The sequence below is a fragment of the Devosia sp. MC1541 genome, assembly GCF_012847305.1.
GTDB lineage: Bacteria > Pseudomonadota > Alphaproteobacteria > Rhizobiales > Devosiaceae > Devosia.
Window position 1 is genome coordinate 1 of the sequence record NZ_JABBDZ010000007.1, and the last position, 12,866, is coordinate 12,866.

At 58.3% G+C, this 12,866-nt stretch carries 8 protein-coding genes and 1 rRNA gene; 1 reads left to right on the plus strand and 8 read right to left on the minus strand.

Annotated elements, in window-relative coordinates:
* Nucleotides 1–62, minus strand: a 16S ribosomal RNA gene (locus HKD40_RS09235); the annotation flags it as partial.
* Between the two features lie 754 nt (nucleotides 63–816).
* On the opposite strand from HKD40_RS09235, the gene HKD40_RS09240 reads away from it, so the two are divergent.
* Nucleotides 817–2,787, plus strand: a complete 1,971-nt coding sequence (locus HKD40_RS09240) for a M23 family metallopeptidase (protein ID WP_169195459.1) — start codon at nucleotides 817–819, stop codon at nucleotides 2,785–2,787.
* Nucleotides 2,788–2,807: 20 nt separating this feature from the next.
* Here the strand turns inward: HKD40_RS09240 and HKD40_RS09245 are convergent, their stop codons facing one another.
* The 7 genes from HKD40_RS09245 to HKD40_RS09275 all read right to left on the minus strand — a co-directional run bounded on the left by HKD40_RS09245 (nucleotide 2,808) and on the right by HKD40_RS09275 (nucleotide 12,754).
* Nucleotides 2,808–3,146 carry a VOC family protein gene (locus HKD40_RS09245; RefSeq protein WP_169195460.1) on the minus strand — a complete coding sequence of 113 codons (339 nt, stop codon included), beginning with the start codon at nucleotides 3,144–3,146 and terminating at the stop codon, nucleotides 2,808–2,810.
* Between the two features lie 109 nt (nucleotides 3,147–3,255).
* On the minus strand, nucleotides 3,256–5,853 hold the full coding sequence (gene clpB, locus HKD40_RS09250) for an ATP-dependent chaperone ClpB (protein ID WP_169195461.1): 2,598 nt from the start codon (nucleotides 5,851–5,853) through the stop codon (nucleotides 3,256–3,258).
* Between the two features lie 258 nt (nucleotides 5,854–6,111).
* Complete coding sequence (locus HKD40_RS09255) at nucleotides 6,112–6,735, minus strand: DUF4167 domain-containing protein (protein WP_169195462.1); 624 nt, start codon at nucleotides 6,733–6,735, stop codon at nucleotides 6,112–6,114.
* 343 nt (nucleotides 6,736–7,078) lie between these two features.
* Nucleotides 7,079–7,945 carry a peptide chain release factor N(5)-glutamine methyltransferase gene (gene prmC / locus HKD40_RS09260; protein WP_282567843.1) on the minus strand — a complete coding sequence of 289 codons (867 nt, stop codon included), beginning with the start codon at nucleotides 7,943–7,945 and terminating at the stop codon, nucleotides 7,079–7,081.
* Complete coding sequence (gene prfA, locus HKD40_RS09265; RefSeq protein ID WP_169195464.1) at nucleotides 7,942–9,018, minus strand: peptide chain release factor 1; 1,077 nt, start codon at nucleotides 9,016–9,018, stop codon at nucleotides 7,942–7,944. The genes prmC and prfA overlap by 4 nt, the downstream gene beginning before the upstream one ends.
* 135 nt (nucleotides 9,019–9,153) lie before the next feature.
* Entirely contained in the window at nucleotides 9,154–11,421 is a 2,268-nt protein-coding gene (gene ptsP, locus HKD40_RS09270; protein WP_169195465.1) for a phosphoenolpyruvate--protein phosphotransferase, read from the minus strand.
* Nucleotides 11,422–11,488: 67 nt separating this feature from the next.
* On the minus strand, nucleotides 11,489–12,754 hold the full coding sequence (locus HKD40_RS09275) for an aspartate kinase (protein WP_169195466.1): 1,266 nt from the start codon (nucleotides 12,752–12,754) through the stop codon (nucleotides 11,489–11,491).
* Nucleotides 12,755–12,866: the final 112 nt, after the last annotated feature.

A 12,866-nucleotide genomic window follows, 5' to 3' on the forward strand; every position in this document is an offset into this window, starting at 1 on the left:
ACTTGCATGTGTTAAGCCTGCCGCCAGCGTTCGTTCTGAGCCAGGATCAAACTCTCAAGTTTAATCATGACTATTGTCGCTAGATGCACGTTTGCGTTTTGACGAGGACACACATCAAATTGCGCTAAAAAGCGCTAAAAGAGTGTACCTCTAGAAACGTGCACCCATCGAAGTCTTGTATAACTTCCACCGGAGTAAACCCCAGCTTCCGTTCGCAAGAACCTCGCCGTCCACGTTTCTCTTTCTTCAATCTTCACAATGTCAAAGAGCTGACCCATCGGCTACAAACCGGACACGTCATTTTGGAAGCAAAACTTCCGGAGTTCTTAGAGACAAAGCTTTTTGCGCCGTTACCGGCTAAACTGCCTGATCTTTCAGATATCTGTGCCGCTAGAACTCAGTGCCGGAAGGCGCTGTGCTCTGCAGCGATGACCGGGTTATAGGGGCAGCCCCTTTCCCCGTCAACAGGGTCTACGGAAATTTCGGCAGAAAAATCACCGCCGTGAGAACCCGTTGTGGATTACTCCCGTCAAACCCGCGGCGCATAAGGGCTCGCGGCTATGAGGGATAAATAGGAGATTCCGCGCGGCACGCAAGACCTTATGGTTAATTTTTCTTTGAGACCGCCGCAATCACCACTGCGCAGGCGCTTTCCGGGGTGAAATACTCCTAGTTTGGCCGCATTTAGACATGATGAGTGCTCAAGCATTGATCTCAGGGCCAGCTCTGACTAGGTTAACGCGCGTTAGGGAATGCAAATGCCGGCTCATTGGGCGCGGCTCTCCCCACGCGTTTGAATAAACTAAGGATGGTGCGTTGAACGCAGCGCAAAGACGACGTCAGGTTTCGCTTCTCCGCTCCGCTGGCTTTGAAGACAGCCCGGCCTTAACGGTACAATCGACCGACGGCGACATTCCGCAAGGACGTGAACTCAGCTTTGCCTGGCTGAGCGGCACAGTGCTGACTGGCCTGACCAGCGTCCTCGTCATGGGTGCGGCTTTGTTCGTCTCCTTCCAAGGACAAGATACATTCTCGACGGCCTATGCCGCGCTGAAACTCGCGGCACCGCGCATTAATCAGCCGGTTGCGACCGATTTCGTTTCCAAAACCTCCCGTCAGCGCCCCGTGGCTGCGACGCGTTCGGATAAAGAAGTCATTGAAGCCTCTACCCGCCAAGTGGTGGACGGCCGTGAGGTGATCCGCAATCAGCCGTTCATTCGCATTCGCGCGACCCTGGCCACGACAGCCACGCAGCTGTCTGCCGGTGTCCCCGATTATGATCCAGTGGCTATTCTCAATAAGACCCAGCCCCTGCAGACCGCCGTTCTCGATTTGGCTAAGGACATCTACGGCACCGATATTGAAGGCGAAGTCGCGGTCCAACAGGCCGCCCTACCCGACAATCTGGTCCCCGCACCCGCCATCAGCGATGAACTGGCCGCCGATTTCGTGCGCGGCATCACCCAGTTGAGCGTCAGCGGCGACGACTTTGTCCCCGCCCTCGCCTATGCCTCCATCGCCCCATCGGTGCAGAGCTTGGCAACGCCCGGCGCGACCTCCGAAAACATCGTAACCGGCATTGCCGAAAACGTCACCGCTGTGCCCAAGACTACGCTGGGCAGCGACAGCGAAGCTGGCCGCACCGAGCGTTTCTTGACGGTGCGCGCTGTGGGTCCATTGGCAGACACTCTCGTGCGTAATGGTTTCACCCGCAGCCAAGTGGCCATGGTTGAGCAAACTGTCGCCAATCTCATTCCCTCCGGTGGCCTTCCGGCAGGCATTCGTCTGCGCATTCTTTATGGCCCATTGTCAAACGAAGCTTCCAGCCTCGTGCCCTATCGCATGTCCATCTACATGCCGGATGGTGCGCCGGGCGACCGACACGTCGCCACCGTGGCGCTGTCGGACAATGGAAAATATGTGGTCGGCCTGCAGCCTGACTGGGTGGAGTTCCCCAAGGAAGACGTCGAACAGATCAACGTGGGCAATCTGCCCACCGTTTATCGCTCTATTTGGGAAACCGGCCGCAAACACGATTTGGACGACGAAACCATCGAACGCATCATCGGCATGTATGCCTATGATATCGATATGACCCGTCGCATCACGGCCGGCGATACGATTGAAATCCTCAAAACCGGGGAAACCGCCGAAACCAAGCCAGAGCTGCTGTATGTGGCGCTGAATTTGGGGGGCAGCAAGCGCGAGTTCTATCGCTTCACCTCGCCAGAAGGCGCCAATGATTTCTACGATCCCAATGGCGAAACGGGTAAGCGCTTCCTCAATCGCCGTCCGCTCGAAGGCGGCGGCACGCTACGTTCGCGCTTTGGCTATCGCATCCACCCGATCTTTAAGACCCGCCGTCTGCATACCGGCGTTGACCTCGCCGCGCGGACGGGTACGCCAATTTATGCCGGTGGCGATGGCGTCATCACCTATTACAAATGGCAGTCCGGCTATGGCAATAAGATCGAAATTCAGCACGTTAACGGCTATGAGACCGCTTACGGCCACCTTTCGCGCTTTGTCGATGGGCTTAGTGCCGGCAGCAAGGTGCGTCAGGGGCAGGTCATTGGCTATGTTGGCTCAACCGGTCAGTCGACTGGGCCCCACCTGCACTACGAAATCTCGATCAACGGCAATCTTGTCGATCCTCTGAGCGTGAAACTGCCTAAGGATAATGTTCTGCCAGAACGCAACAAGTCGGACTTTGAGCAGACCATCGCTCAGATCAATGAGCTGATGCTGCGCGAACCAGCTGCCGTGTCAGTGGCGCAAGCCCAATAGTCTTTGGTGTTGAGCGCCGGTTAGAGGCGCTCAACGAACACCGCCAATTCGCAGCCGCCCGGCTCCCGAAAATGAAACCGTCGCCCGCCTGGAAAATCAAACTGCGGTCTGGTGATAACACCACCCGCTGCCAGAACGCGCGCCTGAGCGGCATCCAGATCGTCGGTTTGAACAATTGCCAGCGGCGCTGAAACGCGATCACTCGAAGCATCGATCCCAGTGTCGATCCCAGCCTGATCAAGCCCTTCGTAAGCAGGGCCATAGCTGATCCGCCCCCATCCAAACGCCTGTTCAAAGAACGCCCCGCTCGCATCGCGGTCGGCGCTTGGAAATTCGATATAGGTGATTTTGTCCGGCATTCTCGCCTCCCACTCTCAAGCCCATGTCGGGCGGAAGTGTGCGGTAGCGCAAGACAGAAAAAAGGCCAGCCCCTGCGGACTGGCCTTTTATGGTCACTCGATCGGCGTTTTAGTGCACCGAACCCCCATTGGGGGTGATGACAATGCCGGTGTGGTTCGCGTCAATCAACACGCGCGCCCCGTCGCTGACGGCTCCAGTGAGAATGGCGTCAGCCAGTTCATCCTGAACCGCACGCTGAATGACGCGCTTGAGTGGACGCGCACCATAGGCAGGGTCATACCCTTCGTTCGCCAACCACGTCCGAGCGGCATCGGTCAGCTCGAGGGTAATGTCGCGATCAGTAAGAAGCTTTTCCAAGCGTCCGAACTGAATGTCGACAATCGCGCCCATGTGCTCACGACCAAGGCGATGGAACAGCAAAATCTCGTCGATGCGGTTGAGGAATTCTGGACGGAAGGCAGACTTCACCATGTCCAGAACCTTGCCCCGCGCCAATTCGACAGACTCGCCGTCCTTCAGTTCAACCAGGAACTCAGCCCCAATATTGGAGGTCAGAATGATCACCGTATTGCGGAAATCAACCGTGCGCCCCTGGCCATCGGTCAAACGCCCATCGTCGAGCACCTGCAACAGCACGTTGAAGACATCGGGATGCGCCTTTTCGATTTCGTCGAAAAGGATCACCTGATAGGGCCGACGCCGCACAGCTTCGGTGAGCACGCCGCCTTCATCGTAACCGACATAGCCCGGAGGCGCGCCGATCAGACGAGCGACAGAGTGCTTTTCCATGAACTCCGACATATCGAGGCGGACCATTGCCGTCTCATCGTCGAAGAGGAATTGCGCCAAAGCTTTGGTCAGCTCGGTCTTGCCCACGCCGGTTGGCCCGAGGAACATGAACGAGCCAATTGGACGGTGTGGATCCTGCAGACCGGCGCGCGACCGCCGCACGGCTTTGGAAACCGCCCGCACAGCTTCGGCCTGCCCGATCACACGTCCACCCAGCGAGGCCTCCATGTGCAGCAGTTTTTCCTTTTCGCCCTCGAGCATGCGATCAACAGGAATGCCGGTCCAGCGGCTCACCACGCCAGCAATGTCGCTCGCGTCCACGGTTTCCTTCGCCATCAAGGGCGCAGCGCCGCCATCGCCAGCTTCGGCAGCGCCAAGGCGCTTTTCGAGATCCGGAATAACGCCATAGGCAAGCTCGCCCGCTTTGGCGAGATCGCCCTGTCGCTGAGCAATTTCCAGCTGACCGCGTGCGGTATCGAGCGCTTCCTTGAGCTTGGTCGACCCCTGCAAACGCTCTTTTTCCGCCAGCCATTTGGCCGACAGCGTTTGCGCTTCTTCTTCGAGCCCGGCCAAATCCTGCTCAAGCCGCACAAGGCGGGTCTTCGAGCCGTCATCGGTTTCCTTTTTGAGCGCTTCGCGTTCAATCTTGAGCTGCATGATCTTGCGATCCAGCTCATCGAGCGCTTCCGGCTTGCTATCGACAGCCATACGCAAGCGCGCTGCCGCCTCGTCCATCAGATCGATGGCCTTATCGGGCAGAAAGCGGTCGGTGATATAGCGGTTCGAGAGCGTTGCCGCGCTCACAAGAGCCGAGTCCGAAATGCGGATACCGTGATGCAGCTCGTATTTCTCCTTGAGCCCGCGCAGGATCGAAATCGTATCTTCCACCGTCGGCTCGGAGACGAACACGGGCTGGAAACGACGGGCGAGCGCGGGGTCTTTTTCCACGTGCTTGCGGTATTCGTCGAGCGTCGTCGCGCCAACGCAATGCAGCTCACCGCGCGCCAAGGCTGGCTTGAGCAAGTTGGACGCATCCATTGCCCCCTCGCCCTTACCCGCTCCGACGAGCGTGTGCATTTCGTCGATGAACAAAATGATCTGTCCATCAGCCGCGGTCACTTCGTTGAGCACGCCTTTGAGGCGCTCTTCAAACTCACCACGATATTTCGCGCCCGCGATCAACGAGCCCATGTCCAACGCCAGAAGGCTCTTGTTCTTGAGGCTTTCGGGCACGTCGCCATTGACGATGCGAATAGCCAAGCCTTCGGCGATCGCGGTTTTACCCACGCCAGGCTCACCAATCAGCACCGGATTGTTCTTGGTGCGACGGCTCAGCACTTGGATGGTGCGGCGAATTTCTTCGTCACGACCGATGACCGGATCGAGCTTGCCTTCGCGCACATCGGCGGTCAGATCGCGCGCATATTTCTTAAGCGCATCATAGGCGTTTTCAGCCGAAGCGCTGTCTGCCGTGCGACCCTTGCGAATGTCTTCGATAGCTTGGTTCATGCCAGCAGCGGTGACGCCGGCAGCCGACAGCACCTTGCCCGCATCGGTGTCTTTTTCGATCACCAGTGCCAACAGCAGTCGTTCCACGGTGACGAAACTATCGCCAGCCTTGGTCGCCGCCTGCTCGGCGGTTTCAAAGACGCGCGCCAGTTCGCGGCCCATGTAGAGCTGACCATTGTCGCCCGAAACGACCGGGATCTTTTTAAGAGCAGCTTCAACGCCTGCGCGCGCTTGCTTAGGGTTGCCCCCGGCGCGTTCGATCAGGCCATTGGCCATGCCCTGGTCATCATCGAGCAGAACTTTGAGCAGGTGGAGCGGCGAAAACTGCTGATGGCCCATGCCCAGCGCGCCAGTCTGCGCACTCTGAATGAAGCCGCGCGCACGCTCGGTATATTTTTCAATATTCATTCAACTCTCCTGTTCTCACCCGCACCCCGGCCCAATTGGCACCGCAGCTACGGAGGAAGCGTCGTTTTGTTGGATGCCCATACGCGGCGCACCCTTCGAATGGAGATGTAGGGTGTTTTGATCCGATCAAAAGGGACTGATACGCAATATTTTTAGCCAACCATCAAACCACTGATATTGAGCCAGGCGCGCACCAAACGAAAAATGCCGGACCATCGGCCCGGCATTTCAAAACTCTATTCTGCTGAGAGCCGGAGCTTATTCAGCGCTGGCTGGTGCGCCAGTCAGAAAGGCTGGCAGTTCACTACCATCGGCAACGCCTGCATCCTTCGGCGCAGCATCACCTTCACCGGCAACCGGACGACGGCGACGTGGGCGACGCTCACGCGGCTTGCGCTGTGCGGCTTCCCCGTCCTGCTCAACTGGAGCTGCCGCCGCTTCCGCGGGTGCAGAACCAGCGTCGCCACGAGGCTGTTCGCTCGAGGTGTCAGCAACAGCTTCAGCTTCGCTTTCTGGCTGATGCACGGGCTGAACCGGCTGCGGCGAGGCGAAGCGCGAATTCAATTCGCTGACGTCATCGTCGTAGTCGTTATAGTCGCCGTTCTGCCCGTCACGCGTGCCCTGCAGGGCCTGCTGTGCAGAAGAAACGATGCGGAAATAGTGCTCAGCATGCTGCAGATAATTTTCAGCCATGACGGAGTCACCGGAGGACTGCGCATCGCGGGCCAACTGCAGATACTTTTCGGCGATATGGGCGGCGTTACCGCGCACCTTAACGTCCGGACCGGTGCTTTCGTAATTGCGCGAGAGCGGATTAACGTGCTTGCGTCCGCCGTTACGGCCACGCTGCCGGTTCTTGTTGTTCTGGTTGTTAGGTCTCATCGGGTCGCTATGTCTAACTCTAAAAGTTAAGCGTCACATCATGGGGCGGATTGGCTAACCGCTCTGGCCCCTACCCCACGGTGACAAATAGCGCACCGAACGGGATCAAAACTGGCTTCATGAAGACCGGGCGCTTTCGGCAACGATCCAACGGAAATCCGTAAAACTCCCTCGCGTCGCTCTGATCACCAGAGCCGCGCTGTCTTAAGACAGCTTCGCGTTTTGGAACTTTTGAGATCGCTGCGGCGCCCATGATGCGCCATTGACAGCACGCTCAAACTATCCGGTTCCCGGCGCTTTGGCCAGCAGAAAATCGCATCTCATGCCCAAAGCGCCTGCTTGTTCAGGCTTTATGATGCGCTTCCACAACACGATCCAGCCCACCATAGTCCTTGTGGACCCGCACCTGAGAGAACCCTGCATTGGCAAAAAGTGCGGACACTTCATTGGCTTGGTCGTAGCCGATCTCGACCAGAATCACACCATCTGCCTTCAGATAACCGCCCGCCTGCGCCGCAAGAATACGATAAGGCGCAACACCATCAGGGCCCCCATCGAGCGCTAACATCGGGTCAAAATTCTTCACTTCGTCCGCCAGCGTGTTGATAACTTCGCTCACAATATAGGGCGGATTGGAAACAATGAGGTCAAATCGCGCCGCGCGATCCAGCCCCTCAAGCGCCTCAAACCAACTCCCGGCCGAAAAGCTCAGCCGCTCCGAAACGCCATTGGCACGCGCATTCTCTTGCGCCATCGCCAAGGCCTCAGGATTGATGTCGGAGGCATGTCCACGCCCGTCTGGGCGATTGGCGAGAATGGAGATTGGAATGCAGCCCGTGCCAGTCCCCAAATCGAGCAAACGCCCGCCCTTCGGCAACGCTTTGATCGCCAGATCGACAAGCAGTTCAGTGTCCGGGCGCGGCTCAAGCGTGGCCGCGCTCAGCTTGAAATTGAGCCCGTAAAACTCGCGATAGCCAATAATCCGCGCAACAGATTCCCCGGTCAGGCGACGTGAGATCGTCGCGTTAATCGCCTCGCGCTGCGCCTCGCTGACACCGTCCATCTCGCGCGTCATCAGCCCGAGCGCATCAAGCCCCAGCGCGTGCCCCACAAGCAATTTGGCGTCGAGCGTTGCTGTGGCCACATCATGCTTGGCCAGTACGTCACGACAAGCGCGCCAAACAGCGCCGATGGAAAGCGGCGCTGTCAGTTCGACTGCTCCATAGCCGCCAGCTGTGCCGCCTGATTTTCGGTGATCAGCGCATCGATCAGCTCATCCACAGCTTCCCCGGAGATCACCTTGTCGAGCTTATAAAGCGTCAGATTGATCCGGTGATCGGTCACGCGCCCCTGGGGGAAGTTGTAGGTGCGGATACGCTCGGAACGATCGCCCGACCCCACCTGCCCCTTACGCTCTGCCGAACGGGCGCTGTCGCGCTCTTCGCGCTGCATTTCATAAAGGCGCGAGCGCAGAACAATCATCGCCTGCGCGCGGTTCTGGTGCTGCGATTTCATCGCTGACGTCACCACCAGCCCGCTTGGAATATGGGTAATACGCACCGCCGAGTCGGTCGTATTCACGTGCTGACCACCCGCGCCCGAGGCGCGCATGGTGTCGATACGAATATCCTCATTGCGGATTTCAATATCGATGTCTTCCACTTCAGGCAGCACCGCAACTGTCGCCGCCGACGTGTGGATGCGGCCCGAACCTTCGGTCGCCGGCACACGTTGAACGCGGTGCACGCCGGACTCATACTTCATGCGCGCATAGGCGCCTTTGCCCGAAACATTGGCGATGATTTCTTTAAAGCCGCCCATTTCGCCGGGGCTTTCTTCCATCACCGTGACTTTCCAGCCTCGATTCGCGGCATAGCGCTCATACATGCGGAAAAGGTCACCCGCGAAGAGGGCAGCTTCGTCGCCACCCGTACCGCCACGGATTTCCAGAATAATCGACTTTTCGTCGGCCTCGTCCTTGGGCAGCAGCAGGATACGGATCGACTGCTCATAGGCTTCGATCTTTTCGTCCAGCTCGGAGATTTCCATCTCCGCCATTTCGGCCATTTCCTTGTCGCCGCTTTTCAGCAGCGTTTGAGCTTCGGCTCGGTCGCGCAGCGCTTTTTTATAAGCCGTGATCTCGCCAACGATGGGCGCGAGATCGAAGTGCTCTTTCGAGAGCTTAGCCAACTCGTCAGGGCTCGCTCCTCCGGAGAGCGCAGCTTCAATATATTGAAACCGCGTTTCCAGAACGTCGAGCTTATCCTGGGGCAAAGATGGCATGGGCAAGGTCTTCCGTATGGTCGGTGCAGACAATCATTGGTGCCCTGCCGTACCTGTTGAATGGGGTTTTCGGCAAGAGCCAAGCGCAAATGTGGCAAGGAAACGCACACCCTGCCCGCCCCGATCCGTCCAGACTTAGCCCACTGGGATGTTTTGTCTCTCGACCCAGGCGGTCAAAAGCTGACGCACGGTCAGCCCGTTCGCACCGACACTGAGCGCCTCTGCGATCTCGTCCTGAATAGGCTTGAGATCCAGATTGAGGATCATCTCTTTGATCGGCCCGATCGAGGCCGGGCCCATCGACAAACGATCCATCCCGACCGCCATCAAGGCCAGCGCTTCAATCGGCTTGCCCGCCAACTCCCCACACATAGTCACCGGCTTGCCATGACGCTTACCCGCTTCCACCACAAGGCGAATAGCGCGCAATCGCGGCAGCGCAATTGGATCGTAAGCCTTCGAGACACGCGGGTTGGCGCGGTCCGCTGCGGTCAGGAACTGCACCAGATCGTTCGAACCAATGGAGACGAAATCGGCTTCCGGCAACAGCTGGTCAAGTTCGAACAGCAGCGATGGCACTTCCACCATCGCGCCCACTTCGATCTGTGTCGACACCGGAATACCGGCCCGCTTTACGCGGTCGATTTCCTTGGCGATCACCCGCTTGGTCTGCAAAAACTCAAACGTCTCTGTCACCATTGGCACAAGGATTTTGAGTGGCCGCCCATTGGCCGCCTGCAACAGCGCGCGAACTTGCGTGCGCAACAATCCTGGACGATCCAGCCCCAATCGAATGGAGCGATAGCCCATGGCCGGGTTCTCTTCCACGCTTGAGCGTAGATAGGGCACGACCTTGTCGCCACCGATGTCGAGCAGGCGGAATACGATGGGTCGCTCGCCCGCAATGGCCATGGCCTCTGCGTAAAGCTCAATTTGCTCAGACAAACGCGGCAAGCGGCTCGCAATCATAAACTGCAGCTCGGTCCGGAAGAGACCAACGCCACTGGCTCCCGTGTCGTCGAGCATCGGCAGATCAGCCACCAGCCCCGAATTGTGCAGCAGGGTGATTTCCACCCCGTCCTTGGTCACACTGGCCTTGTTGCGCAGAGCCGCATAGTGCGCGCGACGCCGCGCCGAAACCCGGACCTTGTCGATATAGGTCTGCTCAACTTCGGGCGTGGGGCGCAAATGCACCTGCCCAGCGGGACCATCTATAATGATGTCGTCGCCGGTTTCGCACATCGAGGCGATGGATTCCGCCTGGCCGACAGCCACGATCCCGAGCGAGCGCGCCACGATGGCGACGTGCGCTGTCGCGCCGCCTTCTTCGAGAACAATGCCGCGCAGCTTGTTGCGGTCATATTCCAAGAGTTCGGCCGGACCCATATTGCGCGCCACGAGCACGGCATTGTCCGGCAAGTCACGCTGCGCATGGAGGCCCGAATTGGTTAGCACCCGCAACAACCGGTTCGCCAGATCATCGAGATCATGCAGACGATCACGAATATAGGGGTCGGTCTGGCGCATCATGCGCGCGCGGGTGTCATTCTGAACCCGCTCCACCGCCGCTTCCGCAGAAAGACCATTGTCGATGGCCTCGGTCATCCGGTTCACCCAACCACGGTCGTTGGCGAACATGCGGTAGGTTTCGAGAATTTCGCGATGATCCGACCCGGTGAGCATATCGCCCCGGTCGAGCATGGCGTCGATAGACACGCGCATGCTGGCCAGCGCCGCGTCCAGACGCGCCTTTTCCACCTCGGTGTCTTCAGCAATAAAATTGCTCACGACGACGCGCGGATCGTGGAGCACCACAGTCCCTAAAGCGATACCGTCGGAAAGACTGACACCAGAAAACATACGTGGCCGCCGCAGATCGATATCCGATCCAGGCTTGATCAGATTGTCGAAATCGGAGGTAGCCACCATCTCGGCCAAAATCGTGGCAGTGGTCAGCATCGCCTCGATTTCATCTTCCCCGTAGTGGCGGTGATTGGCGTTTTGCACAACCAAGACGCCCAGCGTCTGGCCCGAGCGCAACACCGGCACCCCAAGAAACGAGCTATAGCGTTCTTCGCCCGTTTCCGGACGGTACGCGAAAGAGGGATGGCTGGGGGCGTCTTCTAGGCTCAGCGGAACAGCTTCCGCAGCGATCAGGCCAACAAGGCCTTCGCCGAGCCGAAGCGTGGTCATGTGGACCGATTCGGCTTTCAGGCCATGGGTGGCGAAAAGTTCGAGCGCGCCGTCGTCGCGCAAAACGTAAAATGAGCAGACGTCGGCCTGCATATTGTCGGCGATGAGGGATACGATTTTGTCTAAGCGATCTTGCGAAGCCAGCGGCTCCGCCATTGTTTCGCGCAACTGCCGCAGCAGCCCACGTGCGCTGCTTGAGATCGTAACCATTGCCTCACCTGGATAGCCCCGGGCTACCCCCCTGCATGGAGGAGCCCGAAGCTTCAGGACAAAGCGATCAGGCTTCCTTCTTGTCCAAACCGTAATATGTGTGCAGAGCGCGAACCGCAAGCTCGGCATACTCTTCATCGATCAGAACCGAAGTCTTGATTTCTGAAGTGGTGATCAGCTGGATGTTGATGCCCTTGTCAGCAAGAGCCTTAAACATGGAGGATGCAACGCCTGCGTGGCTACGCATGCCTACGCCCACGACCGAGACCTTTGCGCCGCCCTTCGAGCCAGAGAGACGGTCATATTCAAAGCGACCGCCGTTATTTTCCAGCGCCTTAACAGCCTTATCATATTCGCTGTCAGGAACGGTGAAGGTGATGTCGGTGGTCGCGCCATCATCGGCGATGTTCTGCACGATCATGTCGACGATAATGCCTTCGTCGGCCAGCGTGCCAAAGATCGAAGCGGCAACGCCTGGGTTGTCCTTGACCTTGCGCAGCGTGATCTTGGCTTCTGCCTTAGCGAGCGTCACGCCCGAAACGATCTGCTTTTCCATGATCTCATCCTCATCGCATACGAGCGTGCCGGGTACACCGACAGAACCGTCAGGCGCGATCTGGGGCGCATTCGGGTCATCAAAACTAGAACGAACGGTCAGGCGCACCTTATGCGCCATCGCCATTTCAACCGAACGGATCATCAGCACCTTGGCGCCGAGCGAAGCCATCTCCAGCATTTCTTCAAAAGAAATTTTGGTCAGGCGCTGCGCCTTTGGCACGATGCGCGGATCGGTCGTGTAAACACCGTCAACGTCGGTGTAGATATCGCAACGGTCGGCGCCAACAGCGGCGGCAACGGCCACTGCCGATGTGTCCGAGCCACCGCGGCCAAGCGTGGTGATGCGGTTATGGGGCGAGATGCCCTGGAAGCCGGTAATGACCGGAACCCAGCCACTGGACATGCGCTCGTTGAGCTCTGTCGGGTCGATTTCGACGATACGCGCAGCGGCATGGGAATCATCGGTGCGGATTGGCACCTGCCAGCCGGCGTAAGAGCGCGACTGAATACCCATTTCCGAAAGCACGACAGCCATCAGGCCAGCGGTCACCTGCTCACCAGACGCCACAACAGCGTCGTATTCACGCGCGTCATGGAATTTTGAGGCTTCATTCACCCAGCCGACCAATTCATTGGTCTTGCCAGACATAGCGGACACGACAACAGCGACTTCGTTCCCTGCTTCCACTTCACGCTTCACATGCAGTGCGGCGTTACGGATGCGTTCTACGGTCGCGACGGAGGTGCCACCAAATTTAACGACGATGCGGGCCAATTGCTTCCCCGGTCATCCGCCGAACCCGGCGGTACGCTTAATGATTGGCCCGGAAATGCCACAAACTACGCTGCGGATCAATGGGAAAGACCCAGGCCCTACCCAAAGCCGA

Coding starts and splice junctions, on each gene's coding strand:
- HKD40_RS09245 (WP_169195460.1), bottom strand. CDS start 3,146: ATGCCGGACAAAATCACCTATATCGAATTTCCAAGCGCCGACCGCGAT.
- clpB (WP_169195461.1), bottom strand. CDS start 5,853: ATGAATATTGAAAAATATACCGAGCGTGCGCGCGGCTTCATTCAGAGT.
- HKD40_RS09255 (WP_169195462.1), bottom strand. CDS start 6,735: ATGAGACCTAACAACCAGAACAACAAGAACCGGCAGCGTGGCCGTAAC.
- prfA (WP_169195464.1), bottom strand. CDS start 9,018: ATGCCATCTTTGCCCCAGGATAAGCTCGACGTTCTGGAAACGCGGTTT.
- ptsP (WP_169195465.1), bottom strand. CDS start 11,421: ATGGTTACGATCTCAAGCAGCGCACGTGGGCTGCTGCGGCAGTTGCGC.